17 protein-coding genes and 1 pseudogene are annotated in these 20,222 nt (G+C 66.2%); 14 read left to right on the top strand and 4 right to left on the bottom strand.

The annotated features are described in order from the left end of the window. The first annotated feature begins 266 nt into the window (after positions 1–266). Both GSQ76_RS29990 and GSQ76_RS29985 read left to right on the top strand, forming a co-directional pair. Complete coding sequence (locus tag GSQ76_RS29990) at positions 267–1,784, top strand: hypothetical protein (RefSeq protein ID WP_158747744.1); 1,518 nt, start codon at positions 267–269, stop codon at positions 1,782–1,784. Between the two features lie 121 nt (positions 1,785–1,905). After that, complete coding sequence (locus GSQ76_RS29985; RefSeq protein ID WP_254070717.1) at positions 1,906–4,008, top strand: class I SAM-dependent methyltransferase; 2,103 nt, start codon at positions 1,906–1,908, stop codon at positions 4,006–4,008. A 1-nt stretch (position 4,009) separates the two neighbouring features. Here the strand turns inward: GSQ76_RS29985 and GSQ76_RS29980 are convergent, their stop codons facing one another. Continuing rightward, positions 4,010–5,011, bottom strand: a complete 1,002-nt coding sequence (locus GSQ76_RS29980; protein ID WP_158747743.1) for a lysylphosphatidylglycerol synthase domain-containing protein — start codon at positions 5,009–5,011, stop codon at positions 4,010–4,012. 26 nt (positions 5,012–5,037) lie between these two features. On the opposite strand from GSQ76_RS29980, the gene GSQ76_RS29975 reads away from it, so the two are divergent. From GSQ76_RS29975 to GSQ76_RS29965, 3 genes are read left to right on the top strand one after another with little or no spacing between them, the layout of a single operon-like run. Then, complete coding sequence (locus GSQ76_RS29975; protein ID WP_158747804.1) at positions 5,038–5,874, top strand: alpha/beta fold hydrolase; 837 nt, start codon at positions 5,038–5,040, stop codon at positions 5,872–5,874. A gap of 27 nt (positions 5,875–5,901) precedes the next feature. Continuing rightward, positions 5,902–6,123, top strand: coding sequence for a hypothetical protein (locus GSQ76_RS29970; RefSeq protein WP_158747742.1), 222 nt, complete (start codon positions 5,902–5,904; stop codon positions 6,121–6,123). Between the two features lie 7 nt (positions 6,124–6,130). After that, on the top strand, positions 6,131–6,706 hold the full coding sequence (locus GSQ76_RS29965) for a TetR/AcrR family transcriptional regulator (RefSeq protein ID WP_216851360.1): 576 nt from the start codon (positions 6,131–6,133) through the stop codon (positions 6,704–6,706). Here GSQ76_RS29965 and GSQ76_RS29960 read toward each other — a convergent pair. Next, positions 6,692–7,405, bottom strand: coding sequence for a substrate-binding domain-containing protein (locus tag GSQ76_RS29960; protein ID WP_158747741.1), 714 nt, complete (start codon positions 7,403–7,405; stop codon positions 6,692–6,694). The two genes, GSQ76_RS29965 and GSQ76_RS29960, sit on opposite strands and share 15 nt — an antisense overlap. An 84-nt stretch (positions 7,406–7,489) precedes the next feature. Here GSQ76_RS29960 and GSQ76_RS29955 point away from each other — a divergent pair, with 84 nt between their 5' ends. The 9 genes and pseudogenes from GSQ76_RS29955 to GSQ76_RS29915 all read left to right on the top strand — a co-directional run bounded on the left by GSQ76_RS29955 (position 7,490) and on the right by GSQ76_RS29915 (position 18,209). After that, entirely contained in the window at positions 7,490–8,536 is a 1,047-nt protein-coding gene (locus GSQ76_RS29955) for an ABC transporter substrate-binding protein (RefSeq protein ID WP_158747740.1), read from the top strand. Next, positions 8,537–9,537 (top strand): annotated as a pseudogene (locus tag GSQ76_RS29950) (FecCD family ABC transporter permease). Then, a complete protein-coding gene (locus GSQ76_RS29945; protein ID WP_158747739.1) occupies positions 9,537–10,301 on the top strand; it encodes an ABC transporter ATP-binding protein in 765 nt (254 codons plus the stop codon). The pseudogene GSQ76_RS29950 and the gene GSQ76_RS29945 overlap by 1 nt, the downstream one beginning before the upstream one ends. Positions 10,302–10,488: 187 nt before the next feature. Then, positions 10,489–11,700, top strand: coding sequence for an autotransporter strand-loop-strand O-heptosyltransferase (locus GSQ76_RS29940; RefSeq protein ID WP_174247425.1), 1,212 nt, complete (start codon positions 10,489–10,491; stop codon positions 11,698–11,700). A gap of 181 nt (positions 11,701–11,881) precedes the next feature. Next, complete coding sequence (locus GSQ76_RS29935; protein ID WP_158747738.1) at positions 11,882–13,225, top strand: hypothetical protein; 1,344 nt, start codon at positions 11,882–11,884, stop codon at positions 13,223–13,225. Between the two features lie 116 nt (positions 13,226–13,341). Further along, positions 13,342–14,316, top strand: a complete 975-nt coding sequence (locus GSQ76_RS29930) for a ketopantoate reductase family protein (RefSeq protein WP_158747737.1) — start codon at positions 13,342–13,344, stop codon at positions 14,314–14,316. Then, positions 14,313–15,833 carry an ABC transporter substrate-binding protein gene (locus tag GSQ76_RS29925; RefSeq protein WP_158747736.1) on the top strand — a complete coding sequence of 507 codons (1,521 nt, stop codon included), beginning with the start codon at positions 14,313–14,315 and terminating at the stop codon, positions 15,831–15,833. The genes GSQ76_RS29930 and GSQ76_RS29925 overlap by 4 nt, the downstream gene beginning before the upstream one ends. Positions 15,834–15,848: 15 nt before the next feature. Next, the gene (locus GSQ76_RS29920; RefSeq protein ID WP_158747735.1) at positions 15,849–16,685 is read left to right on the top strand and encodes a creatininase family protein; all 837 of its coding nucleotides are present in this window, start codon (positions 15,849–15,851) and stop codon (positions 16,683–16,685) included. Between the two features lie 51 nt (positions 16,686–16,736). Then, positions 16,737–18,209, top strand: coding sequence for an amidase (locus GSQ76_RS29915; RefSeq protein ID WP_158747734.1), 1,473 nt, complete (start codon positions 16,737–16,739; stop codon positions 18,207–18,209). A 117-nt stretch (positions 18,210–18,326) separates the two neighbouring features. On the opposite strand, the gene GSQ76_RS29910 is transcribed toward GSQ76_RS29915, so the two are convergent. Together GSQ76_RS29910 and GSQ76_RS32270 are read right to left on the bottom strand one after the other, a co-directional pair. Continuing rightward, the gene (locus tag GSQ76_RS29910) at positions 18,327–19,094 is read right to left on the bottom strand and encodes a hypothetical protein (protein WP_158747733.1); all 768 of its coding nucleotides are present in this window, start codon (positions 19,092–19,094) and stop codon (positions 18,327–18,329) included. Positions 19,095–19,363: 269 nt separating this feature from the next. Beyond that, positions 19,364–20,222: DEAD/DEAH box helicase (locus GSQ76_RS32270; protein ID WP_254070716.1), on the bottom strand; the 859-nt coding region annotated here is incomplete at its 5' end.

Raw genomic sequence — 20,222 nt, 5'->3', positions numbered from 1 at the left:
CGTGAGATCCCGGTGTTTGAGGAGGCAGCATCTATCTTCAGGTAGAAGCAGGGTATCAGGAGATAAATTGATACGCTACCGTCGCATAACCCCGGCCCGAGTGTCGCTGCGCCCTTTCCGTGCCGACCCCCGGGATAGAGGCACGGCGAATTCGCGGATCCACCGGCAACGCGACGCGACGGCTCGCGTTAACAGATATTAAGTTGGCTGCGAAGCCGGCAACGCTGCGACCGCTTCTCACTGTGTGCATCAAGGAGTTTCGCTGAATGGCAAGCCGATCCTTTCTCGTCTGCCTCGCCGCGGTCGGTTTGTTCGCTGCCGCGCCACGTGTCGTCAAAGCGCAGACGAGTAGCGCCGCACCCTCGTCATTGAATGCGGCCTCCGCCGAGGCGTGGCTCGTCAAAAGTGTTTGCGCCGATTCTTCCGATCGCGCCGTCTCCGCCGATCCCTACCCGGCGTGTCCCTCAGGCACCCATATGCGGAGCATCAAGCTCGGTGAGCGTTTGCCTTATCGTAACCACGACCAGCCAGATGCCGGCCATCCGCAGGGCTATCTCTACAAGGATAACTACCCGGTCCTCGATGGCGCTGGGCACAGCCAAATCCTGAGTACGATCGACTGGATCGACGGTAGTTCGTATGGCTACAAGCCAGGGCGTGACGGGTTCGACGTCTTCACGATCCGCGATGGATGGGTGTCCGACCTGGAAACGCACTCCCGGCAAGAATTTAGCACGACCTTCTTCGGCGAAGGCTGCGTGCCGTATAACGGGCTACCGTTCTTTCCAATCAACAAGCCGATTGCAAGCGGCGACGCCAAGCTCCCGATCTTCCCCGTGCATTGGGAACAACTTGGCCAGCCCGCACCCGGGATCTGTGAACCGGCGAAGCTTACCCGCGAAACGTTGACGTCGTGGCGCTTCATGCCCGGCGCCAAGTTCGGCGGCATGAAAGGCTCGCCCGCCAAGACAATGGACGCGGTCGTGACGACGATGGGTTTCACGAACACTCCCGGCTTCAAAGCGCGCGGGCATCTTGAGGTATTCTACTTTACCAAATTCTACGGCATGACCCGGTGGGAGTCATGGACACCGTCCAGTCAACCCGCAAAGGCCACCGATGCATGCGAGGGTTCGACGTCAATGACGTACCAGGGCATGGATTTCACCATGTCCGCTTGCCGCGACTACTCCGCCACGCAGCCCGCAGCGTCGCCATTGCCGCTACCGCCATGGCCAGCCTCGCCGCTCAACATTCTGCAGAATTTCCACTTTGGGCAGGGTATGGCTGGCTGGAAGACGACCGGCCCCGGAATGGACCATGCGGTAAGCATCCAGAAAACGCGCGAGAAGGATGACGTCGCAATGGCGCCGGGCAGTCCCGGCCTGTCCTATCTGCAAGTCGATACCAAGGCCGGCGTGATCGCGCACGGTGCCGTCTATCAGGACGTGCCAGCCGCATCGGTGCCACCGGGCCGCTACTCGATCGGCATGATTGGTCGCGCGAATGGTGGCACGGCATCGGTCGTACTGTCATTGCAGCAGATTGCCGCGGATGGCAGCTTGATCGCTGCCAGTTCGGAGCCTGTGACGCTTGGCTCGACCGACGCCGCCCGGCGATTCGATGGTTCGACATCGAAGGTTTGGGCAAGTGACTTCAAGACAGCCAGCGTGATGCTAAAGGGCGACCCGCGCGCCTCCACCATCCGATTCGTGGTGGCGCCACAATCCGCGTCCGAGGTCGACCTCATCTCCGCCTGGCTGCTGCGTGATCCGGAACATTGAGCGAACGATAACCAATCGCGACAATCGGAAAGGCTGGTGCTAGAAATCTGGCATCAGCCTTTTGCGATTTCGGCCCGGCGGAGCGACACCCATTCCAATCAACCGATCCATCCCCGGCCAGTTGCGCGACAACGAGGCGGAGGCGATCGAGCTTGTCGCCTCACTGGTTCCACGGCACGGTGTCATTGCCGAGATCGGGTCGCTGCTCGGACGATCCAGTTGGATCTGGGCCAAAAGCGCGGACCCATCCGTCACCGTTCATTGCTTCGACCCGTGGGAACAGTCTGGCGCCGGCGGTAATTTCGGCAAACTGGCCCATGAGCACGGCCAGCGTTTCAACAACGCGCAATTCCTGGCCAACACGGCCGATTGCGAGAATATCCGCGCCCACCAAGGCTACAGCCCCAACGACTTTCTCGACTGGACTGTTCCGGTCGACCTATTCTTCGAGGATGCGGTCCACGCCGACCCGGTGTTGAGCCGCAATCTTGAGTTCTGGTCCTCGCATCTGAAGCCCGATGGTATCGCCTGCGGCCACGACTACATCAGCCGCTTTCCCGACGTCTGCCGTGGCGCCAACCAACTTGCGCGGCGGCTGGGGCGCTCGCTGCGTCTGATCGGAAGCTTTTGGCTGCTTCTGCCAGATGTAGTGGAACGGTCGGAGGATTGGCGGGTTCGCGCAGCTCTCGGGCAACTGACGGCCTTGCAGGGGGCACCTACTTCAGCGTCCCATCCGAACGAATCCTCGGCCCCTGCGGCCCCTGGCCCTGGCCAGATCGGCGACAAGGTCGCAGCCAAGCGGATTATCGCGGGCGTCCCCTCCTTCGCGTACGACATCATATTCTACCCGCCGGGCCTTCCCGCAACGCTGGTGCATGGCGAGCCGCTCACCATTCGTGGCCAGTTGAGGAATTCCAGTCGCGCGGTGTGGCGGGTCACACTCGGGGCGGAGATGGTGCTCGAATTCGGCTGCGAATTATGGGACAGCGGCGGCCACAAGATAGCCGTCGACCGCGCGATCGTCGACGGCAACGAGATCGTGCCTGGCCAGATACTCCGCTTCGATCTGCAGCTTTCGACCGCCAGGGCGGGCCTCGGGCCAGCGCGTTTCATGATCGATCTGCTCTACCGTCACATTGCCTGGTTCGGCGCTGTCGGTGGCAAGCCCGTGGAAGCGACGATCAATATCGTATCGGCGCAGTACGTCCATGCAATTGACCCGGCAATCCCAGTCGCTGATCCCACCTTCTTCAAGCAACACATTCCAGAGAACAGCCCAACGACGACGTTGCGCCTGGGCGTGACGGAGCAGCAATCCTACGTGGTGACGGCCGGCGGGGCGGACATACCCGTTCGATCGATGCTGACCAGCTACGAGTTGGCGATGCTGTATGCCTCGGCCCGATATCATGTGAACGGACAGGGAAAGATCGTCGATCTCGGCCCCTCGACGGGCGTAGGAACCCATATCTTCGCCCAGGGTGTCCGCGACAACCCGGCTGTCGCGTCGAAGGCGCAGACGATCTACAGCTACGATCTGTTCCTACTCGAAAACATGCGGCACTTCCTGGAAGAGGCCGACGACAATAAGACGGAGTCAACCTTCTGGCGCTTTCAGCAAATCAACCAGGATTATACGAACGAAATTGTGCCGGTGCCTGGCGACTTTTTGAAGATGTCTTGGACCGGCGAACCGATCGAAGTCCTATTCGTTGATCTGGCAAAAACGTGGGATCTGAATACGCACGTGGTGACGAACTTCTTCCCGTTCCTTATCCCAGGTCATTCTCTGCTCATCCAGCAAGACTATGTCCACGTCGGGGAGCCATGGATTGCCCTAACGATGGAGTATCTCGACGAATATTTTGAATTTCTCTACTTCATTTATGGCGCATCGGCCGTCTACCGTCTGAAGGCGGCGATCCCGAAGCGCGTGCTGGAAACGGATTTGCGTACTTTGCCGCTCGCCGAGGTGGATAGGCTTTTCGAGCGTGCCCGGGCAAAGGCGCCTGCCGCGGTGGCAGAGGTTTTGAAGACGTGCCAGGCGACCATCCACGTCGAACGCGACGAATTGGAGGGAGCACGGAGGCTACTACAATCAGTGAGGCTGGATATTCCGCGCCTGCCGCACCCCGCAGACGATTTTGTCACCGCCATCCGTCCCAACCTCGCGGCGGCCACGCGATGGTTCGAGCGCAAAGACAAGCTGGCTCCGAAGATTTAGCTCACCCGGGACCGAAGGCGCGCCGCCCTTCCAGCATTTGCCACGCCAGCAGGGCAGGGACGCCGATCGCTAAATCTCTGGCCCGCTTGATCAGCGACAGCGCCAGTGCGGCGTCGGCGCCGACACCAAACAAGCCGCAGAGCAGAATGAGCCCGCCCTCCTGCACACCAACCGCGCTGGGCACTAGGAAGGCGACGCTGCGCATGCCGTAGAGCAGGCTGTCGATGACCAGCGCCTCGGCGACGCTCAATCCAACACCCATCAGTCGCAGGGTCAGCCACGTTTCCAACCCGTTCAGGAACCAGGCGGCCAGGTGAATGCTGAAGGCAGCCAGCAGCGCCGGGCGATGCGTGTGCAGGGCGTGGATGCGGGCCTGCATCTGGCCGCCATCCGCCAGGTCCCGGCCCAACAGCGTGCGCGCCAGCCCGGCGCTGACCCGTTCGACCACCCCGATACCCCGGGCCTGGAACGCGATGAACGCCACCACCAGCCCGGCCATCGCGATCACCCCCGCCAGCACCGGGGCGACAAAGCCGGAGCCGGGGCGAAGCTGCGCCAGCAAGGCGAGCCCGGCCGCGGTGTACCCAAGCTGCGCGGCCAGCTCGACCGTGACATCCACCACGGTGGACGCAGCGGCGAACAGGCCGGGCACGCCGACCAATGCAGCGGCGCGGGCACCCATCACGTAGCCGCCGATCTGCGACAGCGGCAGGATCTCCGCCGCGGAATCCCGGACGGTGCGGCCAAGGGCGAATTTCGGCCACTCGCGTAGCCGGCTGCGTTGCAGCACCCACCAGGCGGTGCCCATGCAGCCCATCAGCGCCAGATGCACCCCAGTCACCGCGGCAAAGCCGCCGGCGCCCACCAGCCGGGCGCTGTGCCAAACCGCCTCCGCCCCGCCCGCCCATACGAGCAGGATCAGCAGCAGCACTCCCGCACACAACGCCACCGCCACGATCCGCTTCACCCGCCGGTCATAGCGCCCATCGGGTGGATCGGCCATCCTGGCGCCGCAAGGGGAGGGTGGTGATGCGTCGATGCGTGCTGTCGCTGCTGCTGGTGCTGTCGGCCGTTTGCGCCCAGGCAGCGCCGCCATGGCAGACACTGCCGCCCACGCCCGCCGCGATACCCACATCCCAAATCGGCGACGCCCCGCTCGATGGCATCCGCATCCACTACGCCGTCTACGGCAACGGTGCGCCGGTCATCCTGCTGCATGGCGGCCTGGCCAATGCCGATTACTGGGGCGACCAAATCCCCGCGCTGGCGCGACACCACATGGTCATCGTCATGGACAGCCGCGGCCACGGGCGCAGCACCGCCGATGCCCGCCCCTACGGCTACGACCTGATGACGGACGATGTGATTGCCCTGCTGGACCTCCTGAAGCTGCCGAAGGTGGACGTCGTCGGGTGGAGCGACGGTGCGATCATCGGCCTCGACATGGCCCTGCGCTACCCGGCGCGCACCGGCAGGGTATTCGCCTTCGCCGCCAACACCGACACCTCGGGGGTGAAGCCGAACGTCGGAAAGAACCCTGTCTTCGCCGCCTACATCGCCCGCGCCGGGCACGAATACGCCGCCCTCTCCCCCACGCCCCATGGCTACAAGGCGTTCGTGACGCAAATCAGCAAGATGTGGGCGCAGCAGCCGCATTGGACCGACGCGACGCTGCGGACGATCAAGTCTCCGGTGCTGGTCGTGGATGGCGACCACGACGAGGCGATCAACCGCACCCATACCGAGCACATGGCTGCGACCATCCCAGGCGCTCGATTGCTCATCCTGCCGAACGTAAGCCATTTCGCTTTTCTGCAGAATTCGGCAGCCTTCAATGCCGCCATCCTGGGGTTTCTGAGCGATTGATAGGACACATCGTGCTAGAATGCCCATATGCCGATTACGACCGGACAGGAACAACTCGAGCTCACTTGGAAACGCGCGCAGATGAAGGCTGGTATCGACTTGAAGGAAGCGCAGACCCGCAAGAGCCAGCAGGATTGGCGCCTAGATCCCCAGCGCGTGATCATCCAGGCGATACTTGCGACGGCGGCCATCGTCGGCGCTGCGGGGGGCGTTCTTGGCTATTTCATTGGGCACGCCACAGGGCGCTAGGCTTCACGTGACGCAGACCCTCCCAACAGCACCAACCCTGCGGGCCGACGCCCGCCGCAACCGCGACCGGCTGGTGGCCGTGGCCACGCGCATGTTCACCGATCGCGGCGTCACCGTCCCCCTGGAGGACATCGCGCGTGAGGCCGCGGTCGGCATCGGCACGCTCTACCGCCACTTCCCCACGCGAGACGCCCTGATCGGCGTCGTCTACCGCAACGAAACCGAGGCGCTGAACGCCGTGGCCGACGAGTTGTCCAACACCCTGCCATCCGACGAGGCGTTGGCCCAGTGGTTGCACCGCAGCCTGGACTATCTGGCGACCAAGCGCGGTCTGGGCGCCGGGCTGATGACCCTGTTGCAGGACAACCCGGAATTGCAAGCGGTGGCGAAGGGTGGCTTCCCGCGGATGCTGGATCGCATGGTGGAGGCGGCCAAGCGCGATGGCACGATCCGTGCCGATGTGGACGCCTCGGACGTGATGCACGCCTTGGGCGGCATCTACTCCGCCCCGGCGTCCCCGGATTGGCAGGCCCGGTCGGGCCGCGTGCTGCACATATTGATGGATGGATTACGACGCCGGTAGAAAGCCGAAGCGACCCAGCACAGCCTGCCCCTCGGCGGAACCGATCAGGGCCGCCAATGCCCTTGCCCCCGGCGCCAACACGATCAGGCCGTAGGTCGCGGTCACGGCCAAATTCTCCGGTGGTAGCACGACATCCAGCCCGTCCCCAATGGCCGCAGCGCTGGAGGCGTAGCTGATGAACACATCCACATCCCCCCGCTCCAGAAACGCCTTCACCGGGAACGGCCCCATCCCGTGCGGCCCGCCATCGCGCCCGCCAACCAGGGCGCGGGTGTGCGCGACGAGGCTGGCCTTGGCGCCGGGCCGAACCGCCTCCGCCCGGTCGAACAGGCGGTAAGCATAGTCGCCGCTGGGGTCGACCACCGGGGTAGAGGTGCCGATCCGCACCCGGTCCAGCATCAGCCGGTCCAGGAAATTCTCTGTTGTCAGCCCCAGATCGCGCCGGGCCAGGGCGACCAGCCTGTTACCGGCGAAGGGCTGCACCAATGCGCCAGGGTGTCGTGTGGCGATGGCGGCCGGGTGCTCCAGATTGGCAGACAGATATAGGTCGGGCACGTCTCCCGCCTCGATCCGTTCCCGCAGCAGGCCGGCCGGGCCGAAGACGATGTCCGGTTGTTCCCCGTGTTGGGCCAGCAGCGCCGTCAGTGCGGCGCGAAGGCTGCCCGCGGCGAAGATGCGGAGCGGCGATGGTTCGGTCATGGCGTATCCTGGCGCTGTCGGTCCACCATCCGCTATATCCCACCCGCTACAGCCCCGTCAGCCCCGTCAGCCCTAGGATATCGCATGTTCCGCCGCACCCTGCTTTCCCTGGTCCTGCTGTTGGGGGCGCACGAGGCAGCCCGCGCGCAAGACAGCCACGTCGTCACCGACCAACTCGACCGCAAAATCACCCTGCCGATGCATATACAGCGGGTCGTGGCGTTGCAGCACCAGGCGCTGGACATCATCCTGGAACTGGGCGCCGGCGACCGCCTGGTCGGCGTCCTGCGCAGTTGGCCCAGCCTCATCCCCGGCCTAGACCGCATCGACCCGGCGCTGACCAAGCTGCCCACCCCCGGCGACCTCACCACCGTGAATATCGAGTCGCTGCTCGCTCTGCATCCGGATGTGGTGTTCGTCACCAACTACGCCCCCGCCGCCATGGTGCAGCAGATCTCGGCGGCGGGCTTGCCGGTGGTCGTGATCTCGCTGGCAAAGGGGGAGGGGATCGACAAGGCCAAGCTGAACCCGACCTTCGCCGATGACGATACCGCCTATGCCGAGGGCCTGAAGGACGGCGTGCGGCTGATCGGGTCCGTGCTGGGCACGCCGGACCGCGCGGAAAATCTGCTCGCCGCTGCCTTCGCCGGGCGGCACCTGGTGGAACAACGCATCGCCGGCATCCCGCCCGATCAGCGCGTGCGCCTGTACATGGCCAACCCCGACCTGAACACCTACGGCGCCGGCAAATATACCGGCGTCATCATGGCCCGTTCCGGCGGCCACAACGTCGCCGACGGTGTTCGCGGCGCGGCCAAGGTGTCGATGGAAGACATCTTGCGCTGGGATCCGCAGGTGATCTTCGTGCAGGACCGCTATGCCCCGGTGGCGGACGCCATTCGCACCGCCGCCGCCTGGAAGCCGATTACGGCCGTGCGCGACAACCGGATCGACATCACGCCGGAATACGTCAAGCCCTGGGGCTATCCGCTGCCGGAGGCCCTGGCGCTGGGCGAGTTGTGGATGGCGAAGAAACTCTATCCAGACCGCTTTGCCGACATCGACATGCAGGCGACGGTCGACCGTTTCTATCGCACCTTCTATGGCGTTTCCTACATAGGCCCGAACTAAGTGCGCCGCCGCTGGCCGTGCGTATTGGCCGGATGCGTCGTCGCCATCTTCCTCGCCTCGTTCCTGATCGGGCGTTATCCGGTGGCCCTGCTGGACGTGCTGCGGCAGCTTTGGGCAGGCCTGCTGCAATCGACCTCGCCGGGTGACGCGACGATCCATTCCATCGTGATGAACGTCCGCCTGCCGCGCATCGCCGCGGCGGCATTGGTGGGTGCCGGGCTGTCGCTGTCCGGCGCTGCTACCAGGGCGTCTTCCGCAATCCGCTTGTCTCGCCGTTTGTGTTGGGCGTGTCGGCAGGCGCCGGGTTCGGGGCGGCCCTGGCCATCATCTACCTGCCGCAACCCGGCGCCGTGCAGATCTGCGCCTTCCTGTTCGGGCTGTTGGCGGTGGGCATGTGCTTCCTGCTGGGCCGGTCCTACCGCACGACGCCGACATTGGTGCTGATTCTGTCGGGCATCGTCGTCGGCGCGTTGTTCACCGCATTGCTGTCGCTGCTGAAATACGCTGCCGACCCGGAAAGCAAACTGCCGGTCATCGAGTTCTGGTTGCTCGGCTCGCTTTCCGGCGTCACCATGCGGGATGTCTGGGTGCTGCTGGGGCTGTTCGTGCCCTGTGCTGCCGCGCTGTGGGCGCTGAAATGGCGCCTGAACCTGCTGGCCCTGGGTGATGAGGAGGCACGCAGCCTCGGCGTCAACGTGGTGGTGCTGCGCGCCGTGATCATCCTCGCCTCGACCCTGATCGCGGCCTCCACCGTGGCGGCGGCGGGGATCATCGGCTGGGTCGGCCTCGTCATCCCGCATGCCGCGCGCATCCTGGTGGGCGCGGATTTCCGCCGGGTGCTGCCGGCCTCCGCCGCCATTGGCGCCTGCTACCTCATGCTGGTGGACGACCTGGCCCGCACCGTCACCCAGGCCGAATTGCCCATCGGCGTGCTGACCGCGATCGTCGGCGCGCCCGTTTTCGCCCTGCTGCTGCGCCGCGCCCGGCTGGGTTGGGCCTGATGCTGGCAGTGACGGCGGCCAGCTTCGCCTATCGCGGCGGCACATCGATCTTCTCGGGCCTGAACTTCGGCATGCAGCGGGGGCAGGTGCTGTGCGTGCTGGGCCCGAACGGCGTCGGCAAATCGACTTTGCTGCGCTGCCTGGCTGGGTTGGAACGGCTGTCCTCCGGCACCATCCTGTTGGATGGTGCCGCCCCGGCGCCAGGCCGCTCGGTCGGGTTCGTGCCGCAGAGCGACCAGCCGGTCTTCGCCTTCGACGTGCGCACGATCGTGGAAATGGGCCGCGCGCCTCATCTGTCCTGGACCGCCGCGCCGGGTCGCCAGGATGCCGCCATCGTCGACCGCGCCCTGGCCCGGCTCGGCATCGGCCACCTGGCACCCCGCCTATACCCCGAACTGAGCGGCGGGGAGCGCCAGATGGTGATGATCGCCCGCGCCCTGGCCCAGGAGCCGGCGCTGTTGATCCTGGACGAGCCGACCTCCCATCTCGATTTCGCCAACCAGGCCGGGGTGCTGGAACTGGCCCGCGGCCTGGCCGATGAGGGCCTGACCGTGCTGATGACCACCCACGACCCGGACCATGCATTTCTGGTGGCCGATACGGTGCTGGTGCTGTCCCACGGCGGCATCCACCATGCCGGCGCCGTCGCCGAAACCCTGACGGAGGCGCGGCTGAGCGAAACCTACGGCCGCCCGATCCGGATTTGGGATGCAGATGGCCGCACCCTGTGCTTCCCCACGATGCGGCAGCCGTCGTCCCCATAATGACGTCATCCGTGCGACGATTGCGTGACATCCGGCAGAAGAACGCTCGGCCTCCGTTGCAATGGCATCTCCCGCGGATAGAACGGCCTATTAGCCCCACCGGTCGGGAAGACACTCAATTGCCCATGCCCATCACCACTCGCGGCGCGTGCCTGTCTTGAGCCAGGTCGTCTCCGCCGAGCCAGCAATCCCCACAACCGATGCGCCCCTGCTGGACACGCCCAAGGACAAGCCCGCCTATCCCCCCGCCGCTTCCATCCCCACGCAGCACGGGCCGCATGGCATCCGTTACGACTTCAATCTCGGCTGCCGGGTGGTGCTGCCGGCGCGGGAGGTTGCGAAGCCCTGGCGGGTGCGGCTGCGCGATCTGGATACCGGCAACATCCTGTTCGAAACGACGGTGCAGCAGGGCATGATCCACAGCAGCAAGCGCTGGTTCGTCCGCTTCCGCATCGAGATATGGGCCGGCGAGGACGCCGTGCTGCAGCACGATTACGACGCGCGCGACCGCCCGGTGCTGGTCCAATTCCCAATCGGCACGCTGGGCGACACCATGGGTTGGTTTCCCTATGCCGTCCGCTTCCAACAGACGCACGGATGCCGGCTGACCTGCGCCATGTCCCAGCTGATCATCCCCCTGTTCCGCGACGCCTATCCCGACATCGATTTCGTCACCCACGAGGCATTGGATGTCGACCGCTTTTACGCGACCTACAGCATGGGCCTGTTCTTCGAGGACGCGGATTCGGTCTGGCAGCCGACGGATTTTCGTCTGGTCGGGTTGCACCGCACCGCAGCCTACATCCTGGGCGTCGACCCGGCGGAATGGCCGCCGGCCATCGCCCTGCCGGACGACACGCGCCCGATCGCCGAACCCTATGTCTGCATCGGCGTCCAAAGCTCCAGCCAATGCAAATACTGGAACAACCCGAATGGCTGGAGCGCCGTGATTACTCGATTGAAGGAGCGGGGCTACCGGGTGATCTGCATCGACCAGAAATCCGTACACGGCAGTGGCCTTGTGTGGACTCACATTCCACACGGGGCGGAGAACCAGACCGGCGACCGCCCGCTGACCGAGCGGGCGCGATGGTTGCGCCATGCCGCCGGCTTTATCGGCCTGTCCAGCGGTCTGTCCTGGCTGGCCTGGGCGGCCGGGACAAAGGTGCTGATGATCAGCGGCTTCACCCATCCGATCAACGAGTTCCACACGCCCTACCGCATCCATAATTGGCACGCGTGCAATAGCTGTTGGAACGACCCGAAATTCCAATTCGACCACAAGGATTTCCTGTGGTGCCCGCGCCACGCTGGGACGCCGCGCCAGTTCGAGTGCACCCGGCTGATTACGACCGAACACGTGCTGGCAACACTCGACCGGATGCTCGCCGCCGAGTAGCCCAGCGAGAGGCCGCCAACCGGAGCCTCGGAAACTCGCATAATTGATATTATGGAACATCAAAGCATTATCACTCGATCTTCGAGTACCTTGTGAGATCTCCAGCCTGCTGTGCGCCCTTGGCGTTTGCGACCCCGCGGCGTCCAACGGCATACTTCGCTCCTGGAATTAGGATACCGACATGGCCGACCGCCCACGCCCGATAGACGAGATCGTCGCAGATGCGGCTGATCTGGCCCAGGACGTCGCGCCCGACCTGGATGCGGTGCTGTTGACGCATTACGCCGACGCCGACACGCTCGACACCATTCGCCCCGGCGAAACCGACCTCGAGACGGTCGCCGCGGTGAACCGTGCCGTCGCGCACGAGATGCTCGAGGCCGGGGTCGAGGTGCTGGTCCAGCGCGCAGACCGGGCCGCATTCCGGCGCTGGATGTCCGGGCACGACGACACGCCCGAGCATCGCTGGGGATGGATCGATCGCGACCGGATCCTCCGCGGGCCAGCGGCAATGGAGTTGCTGGGCGTCAAAGGCGTCACCGCACCCCCGCAACTGACCTTCGGCACCGCGCCGGGCCTGGGAGCGGACCGGCTGCTGGACGCGTATGCCGACGAGGACAGCCACGAATTCGACGTACTGGTCCAGGCCATGATGGCCGCCAGCCGGACCGACATCCTAGACCTCGCAGTCCGCAAACTGTCCGAGCGCCAGGGCGATGAAGCCGCCGACGAGCTCAACTGGGTCCTGCTGGTCGCCGCAGAGGGCGCCGCCATCGGGCCGTCCGGCTGGGCCGAACTGGTGGCATTGCCCGTGGCCCTGTCCGCCGGGCCGCCGCCAGATGGCGAGGCGTTGGGCGATGGCCTGCGCCAATCCGGCGCCTTCGCTTCGACGGAGGAGTTGCGGCTGCTGCCGGGTTGGCGCTCCCCGGACGCGCTGGCGGCCTTGTCCTTCGCGGCCATTCGCCGGGTGCTGACCGATCTGGTGGCAGACAAGCCGCCGCAGGATCTGCCGCCCGGCGATACCGACGACCTTACCCGGCGTGGCTTCGGCGTGCTCATCGGCCTGCGGATCGACTGGGACATCCCGGTGTGGGAGCAAATTGCCGCCGCCACCCCCCTACAAGAAGGCGACGACGAGGACCCGGTGGAAACGCCGGAGGAAGCCCGTCGCACCGCCCTGTTCGAGGAATGGCGCAGCAAGATCTTCCAGCAAACCCAGGGCTGCGTGCCCCTGGCGCTGGTTGCGATGTCGGAGGTCGCGGACGAGATTGCGGCATTCCTGGCAGAGGCCGGGGAACAGACCGGCGGCCTGGCGGAAATCCGCGATTTCGTCGCCATGGCCCGGCAAGAGGCCGGTGAGGAAGACATCGTCTGCCGCCCCGAGGTGACCGGGGACTCACTGGAACTTTCGCTATACACGCAGAGCGGCCGGTTTCTCGACAGCCTGACTATGCCGCCCGAGCGTCTGCCGGCGCCAGCGGCGGAGATGCCCCAACTGATCGAAGCGTTTGTCAAGATTAGGTAGAGCCTGACTGCTGCACGGCGTGTGCCCCGACCGAACGACAAAGACACCGGCCGCGTGTTGAGCCCCTGGTATGGAGCATGCAAGGGTGGCCCCGTATGCGTCGGGGAGCGTGAGTCGTGAGAGTGTGCATTTTCGGCGCCGGGGCCATCGGCGGGTTCATCGCGGGCTATATGGCCCGGGCTGGCATCGATGTGTCGGTGGTGGCCCGTGGCGCGCATCTCCGTGCCATCCAGGTCAACGGGCTGACGGTGGACGCCACCGACGAACGCTTCACTGTCAAGGTCCGCGCCAGCGACAACCCGGCCGACCTGGGCGTACAGGACGGTGTGCTGGTCTCGGTGAAGGCCCCCGCTTTGCCCCAGATCGCCGGCATGATCGCCCCGCTGCTGGCCGACGACACGCCGGTGGCATTCCTGAACAACGGGGTGCCGTGGTGGTATTTTCACGGCCATGGCGGCCAGTGGGACGGCCAGCGCCTCCCCTTGCTGGACCCAGATGACGTCATCTGGAACGCGATCGGCCCGCGCCGCACCGTCGGCGGCATCGCCTGGCCCGCCAGCTCGGTGCCGGAGCCCGGGGTGATCCACGTCATGAAGCCGAAATCCCGCGCCACCGTGCTGGGCGCCCCCGATGGGGTGACCACGCCGGGCATCCTGGCGCTGGAACAGGCGTTCATCACCGCCGGCCTGCCGGTGGTGGTCGAAACCCAGATCCGCGACCGCATTTGGGAGAAGATCGCCTTCAACCTCAGCGCCGGCCCCATGTGCGTGCTGACGGAGACGCCCGTGCGCGCCACGCATGAGGAGGAGGTGCTGATCGCCGCCTCCCACCGGTTGGTCGATGAAGCCAAGGCGCTGATCAAGGCGCTGGGCCGCAATGCGGTGGTCGACATGGATACGATCCTGTCCATCAACATGTCGCTCGGCCACCGCCCCAGCATCCTGCAGGATCTGATGGCGCGCCGCCCGATGGAGGTGAACGCGCTGTACAACGTGCCCCTGCAACTGGCCAAGCTGACGGGCACGCCCATGCCGACGCTAGAATTCCTGGCCGCCCTGATCCGCGTGCGGGTGAAGGGCTTATTTGGGTGACCCCGACCCGGCGCGGCTTCCTGGCCGGCAGCGCCGCCCTGCCCTTCCTGGTTCGCCCAGCACGGGCGCAGGCGCGGGCAGGGTATCTGCGCTACGGCCTGTCCGCCTTCCCGCCGAACCTGCTGCCCTGGGAAAGCACCGGCGCCTCCGCCGGCACGGTGAAGCTGCTGATCGGCCGCAGCCTCGTCGCCTACGACAAGACCGGCAACCTGCAGGGCGAACTGGCGACGAGCTGGTCGCTCGACGATGATGGCGCCTGGGTCTTCAAGCTCCGCCGGGACGCCAAATTCCATAACGGCGAACCTGTTACGGCGGACGACGTCCGCTGGTCGGTGGAACAGATCGCCGGCGACAAGTCCACCGCCTACATGCGCGCCCAATTCCGCAGCCTGGCCCGGATCGAAACGCCAGATTCCACCACAATCCGCTTCGTCACCAAGCAAAAGCTCGCGACCCTGCCGTCCTGGTTCGCCAACTACAACATGGCAATCTGCTGGAAAGGCTCGGACCCGAAATCCCCGATCGGCTGCGGCCCCTTTCGCCTCGCCGCCCAGGAACGCGGCACGTCCGTCACGATCGAGGCCTCCCCCAACGACTACAAGCCCGGCCTGCCCAAGCTCAAGGGCATCACCTTCCTCGCCTACCCCGACGAAAGCCTGCGCACCGCTGCCCTGCAATCCGGCGACCTCGAAATGATCGAATACGTCCCCTGGCAATCCATGGCCACGATCGAGGCCGACCCCCGCCTGCGCCTGGACGAGGTGCCCGGCGCCGCGTTCATGGACGTCCTGTTCAATGGCACCCGCCCGCCCTTCAACGACGCCCGGGTGCGCCAGGCGGTGGCCCACGCCGTCAAGCGCGAGGACATCGTCCAAGCCGCCTTCTTCGGCCGCGGCAAAACGTTGGAAGGCCTGCCGATCGACGCAGGTACACCCTATTACGACGACGCCCTGGCGCATGGCTGGAACTACGACCCGGCCCGGTCCAAGGCCCTCCTCACCGCCGCCGGCTACCCCGACGGCTTCCAGACCACCCTGCTGGCGACGGCCCAATACAACATGCACAAGGATACCGCCGTGATCGTCCAGCAATACCTCGCCGCCATCGGCATCCAGGCCGAGCTGAAGCTGCCCGATTGGTCCACCCGCGTCAGCCTCGGCTCCCGCGGCCAATACGACATGGCCATCCACGGCGTCGCCGCCGACAACAACGACCCGGACGGCCTGACGGTGGTTTTGGACACCTCCCTCTCCCCCTCCCACGGCCGCTCCTTCGGCGTGCAGGCCCCCCGCACCATCGAGGCCCTGGCCCGCGGCCGCGCCGAATTCGACCCGGCCAAACGCATCGCCATCTACAAGGACATGCAGCGCGCAGCGCTCGAGGAAGTCCCCCTCGTCGGCCTCGCCTGGCGCAGCCAGGGCTATGGCATGGACCGCCGCGTCACCGGCTTCACCAACCTGCCCGGCGCGCTCAGCACCTCCTCCGGCATCACCCTCGAATACACCGACTTCACCTAACCAGGAGCCACCACCATGGCCAACGCCACCACGCCGAAAGTCCACATGGGCACCCTCACCGGCGATGAGGGCCGCGCCATCTACGCCAAGAATCCAGTCATCCTCCTCCCCATGGGCAGCCAGGAGGACCAAGGCCCCCACGCCCCAATGGGCGACTACCTGCTGGCCGAAAAGATCGCCGAACTCGCCGCCCTGCGCGCCACCGAACTGGGCACCCCCACCCTGGTCGCCCCGGTCGTGCCCTTCGGCGGCGCGGACTTCTTCGGCGCAATGATCGGCGGCATCGCCGTATCCGAAGCCACCCTCACCAGCATGCTGCGCGACATGTTCGCCTCCCTCGACCGCCACGGCCTCACCCGGCTCATCGTCATCAACGGCCATGGCGGCAATGTCGGCCCCATCCAGGTCGCCACCCGTGAAATCCACCGCGCCACCGGCATGCTCATCCCCAGCCTCTACCTCTGGCGCATCGGCTACGGCCTGCTCCCCGGCATCATCGGCGCCGAGATGGCGAAGGCCGTCTCCGGCCACGGCGCCGACCCGCTCACCAGCGTCGGCCTCCACCTCTTCCCCGAGCTGCTCCGCCAGGACATGATCCCCGCCCCCAACCCCCTCAAGCGCGAGCCGATCCTCGACCTGCCCTACACCGCCCTGGGCTCCGCCAGTTTCGAGGGCGCGGAGATCGGCCTGCCCACCGAATACGATGAGATCTATACCAAGGGCGTCGGCGGCGGCGACCCGAACCTCAGCTCCGCCGAAACCGGCGCCGCCCTGGTGGAAAAGCTGGTCGGCATCTGCGCCCGCTTCGCCGTCCATTTCGCCGCCCGCGCCCCCAAACCCACCGCCTCTTGACCCCGCACCCCGCCCTTCTACGCTCGCATTGATCTCCAGGCGGACGGTGCGATGACATTGGCGATGAGCTGGGACGAGTGGACCAACCAGGACGCCGTCGGGCTCGCCGACCTGGTCCGCGCCGGCCAGGTCACCGCCGCCGAACTCGCCGCCCAGGCCGCCGCCGGCATCGCCAAGACCAACCCGGCCCTCAGCGCCGTGGTGGAAGTCTTCGACGACGTCGTGGCCGACCCCCTGAAGGACGGCATGGACCCCGGCGGCACTTTCGCCGGGGTTCCCTACCTCATGAAGGATCTCGGCCCCACCCTGAAGGGCCGCCTCCAGGAAATGGGCTCCCTCCTCATGCGCGGCAACCGCGCCCCGGCCGACAGCTACCTCGCCGGCCGCATCCGCCAGGCCGGCCTCAACATCATCGGCCGCACCACCACCCCCGAATTCGGCGTCTGCAGCTCTGCTGAGAACCCGGCGGTCTACGTCACCCGCAACCCGTGGGACCTCGACTACACCACCTGCGGCTCCTCCGCCGGCACCGGCGCCATGGTCGCCGCCGGCGCCCTCCCCATCTCCCACGCCACCGACGGCGGCGGCTCCATCCGCATTCCCGCCGGCGTCAACGGCAATATCGGCCTCAAAGTCTCCCGCGGCGTCTTCTCCATCGCCCCCGGCCTGTCGGACCTTTCCGGCCTGGTCTCCATCCAGGGCTGCCATACCCGCACGATCCGGGACACCGCCGCCTTCGTGGATGCCTGCCGCGGCGGCGCCCCCGGCGAGTTCATGCCATTCTGGACCCCCACCAAACCCTACACCGACCTCATCAAGACCGACCCGGCCCGCCTCCGCATCGCCCTCTCCCACGAATGGGGCGACTACCGCGCCACCCCCCACCTGGTCGCCGAACTCGAACGCGTCGGCCGCTTCCTCGAAGACCTCGGACACGACGTGGACTGGGCCCTCCCCGCCATCGACTTCCGCGCCGCCTTCGCTGCCCAAACCACCTGCTACATCAGCAATTTCGCCCAAACCATCGCCAACCTGCTCATCCAGCTCGGCCTCGACCATCCCCCCGCCGACCTCATCGAGCCGATCAACATCAAGATCTGGGAGGCCGGCCTACACACCAGCTATAGCGAGCGTGCGAAGATGCAGGCGGTCTTCAACACCACCTCCCGCGGCTTCGGCGCCTTCTTCGAGGACTGGGACATCATCCTCACCCCCATCACCGCCCTGCCCACGCCGCGCATCGGCACCACGGAATACCTCACCACCAGCGACAATCCCTCCGTGCTCGACTGGTTCGGCAATCTCTGGCGCAATTTCGCCTACACCCCGCTGTCCAATCTCTGCGGCATCCCCGCGATCTCGCTCCCCATGGCGACACAGGAAAACGGCCTCCCCCTGGGCATCCAGGCCCAGGCGCGCCAGGCCAATGACGGCCTCCTGCTGCAACTCGCCGCCCAGATCGAGCGTGCGATCAGTGGTAAATGGAACGCCGGCCGCCGACCCGGCGTGCATGTCACGAACTAGCGGATTTGCTGCACGATGAGGATCGTCGGACGGCTAAAAATGCTCGCCAAAACAAAGAGCTAGAGGAAATTTCGTGCATCTGTCAGCACGGAATTTGCTCGAGCCCGGCAGGACCCGTCAATCCGGGTGCTCCCGCCCCGGCGAAGCCCGCGACACCGCATCGCGCCCAACCGCATCGCGCCCGACTGCATCGCGCCCGACTGCATCGCGCCCGACCACATCGTGCGCCGGCATCGTCCGGCCGCGCCGCAGCGCGACCGGTCGCGCCACCGGCGGCTCGGCCAACATCGCCGCCGCATCCAGGCCGAGATCGCGGCAAATCTCGCGAATGATCGCCTCGACCGGCCGCCCCTCGATATCATCCAACCTGTCCAGCGAGTCCAACCGTTCCTGCCACGCCTCGGTGAGCCGTTCGGCATCCCCACCATCCGCGGTGGCGCCGGTCACGCAGCGTCGCGCAATCGCATCGCTCACAACCCGCACGATCTGCCGCCGCGTCATCGCCTGCCGGTCATCGGCACGGATGGGCCGCGCCCACCCCCGATCCAGCCGCTCGGCCAGCATGATCGTCCGCCGGATCGCCCGCGATACCTGGCTGAACGCCGCCGCAACGATCGCGACCCGGCGCACTGAATCCCGCCGCGCGTCCGCAGCCGCGCTGGCGGCCTCGTCTGCGGCGATCGCTTCGGCCAGGCTGGTCGCCAGCGGCAATGCGCCCTGCGCCACCTGCGCCATCGCCCCATCCGCGATCGCCGTCTCTGCCTCGGCCGCACGCCCGACCATCAGGGCCACGGTCGTCCCAACCTGCACCAACGCCGCCAAAGCCTCGCGGTATGCCGCGGGGCTTTGGGCAGTCTCATCGGATGGGGTGGCGTTCGTGCGCATGGATCATCGGCAAGGACCACACGGCCCGCCCGAGTTTCAAGCAATGGATACGCCGCCGCTCATGAAACCAGTGTGCGGCGTCGCCTGGACACCGCACAGTCAGCGTCAGAGACCGCATGGAGATCCGGGAAATCGCCCACAAGGGATGACGGCGGTTCATCGAAGCCGACGACCCAAGCGGACGACAGCCCAGCGTCATCGCCGTTCAGGCGCGCCCCGATTAACCACGAACGGTCAAAACCCGCCCCTCGTGGAGCGGGAGTAAGGCCTCAGGCCGCCTTGGCCGCTGCCCGCGCCGCCATCTTCTCTTCCTCGGTCCAGACCTTCTTGGGCTCGCGCGCTTTCTGTGGCGCGATTTGCTTGACCGGCCCGCCGCCCAGCACGGGCGGCCGCATCGTGGAGTGCCGGGCCGCCTCGGAATGCCATTCGTGGTCGTCCTGGACGGTCAGCGCCCGACCGATCTCCCGCTCCACATCACGCAGCCACGCCCGCTGCTCGGCATCGCACAGCGTGACGGCGAAGCCGCTGCGCCCGGCCCGCCCAGTGCGGCCAATGCGATGCACGTAGCTCTCCGGCAGGCTCGGCAGGTCGTGGTTGAACACGTGCGTGACGGTGTCGACGTCGATCCCGCGCGCCGCGATATCCGTCGCCACGAGAACCTGCACGGTGCCGGCGCGAAAGGCGTCCAGCGCCCGCTCCCGCTGGCCCTGCGACTTGTTGCCGTGCAACGCCTCGGCCGTGATCCCTGCCTCGGTGATGAAGGCGCAGACGTCGTTGGCAATGTTCTTCTGCAGCGTGAACACCACGGCCTGCCCAATCCCCGGCTTGCGCAACTGCGCCAGCAGCGCCGCCTTCTTGTCGGCAGCATCCAGAAACATGACCGATTGTTCGATCCGGTCGACCGTGGTGGAGGGCGGGGCGATCTCCACCCTCGCCGGATCACGCAGCAGGCTCTCGGCCAACGCGGCGATGGATTTCGGCATCGTTGCCGAGAACAACAGCGTATGCCGGTCCTTCGGCAGCGTCGCGACGATGCGCTCGATCGGCTTGGCGAAGCCCATGTCGAGCATCTGGTCCGCCTCATCCAGCACCAGCGCCTCCAACTGCGACAGGTCGCACAGCCCCTGG

Origin of the sequence: Acidisphaera sp. L21 (genome assembly GCF_009765685.1) — a bacterium.
GTDB lineage: Bacteria > Pseudomonadota > Alphaproteobacteria > Acetobacterales > Acetobacteraceae > LMUY01.
The sequence above is the reverse complement of the archived record's forward strand: the minus strand, read 5'-3'. Positions and strand labels throughout refer to the sequence as shown.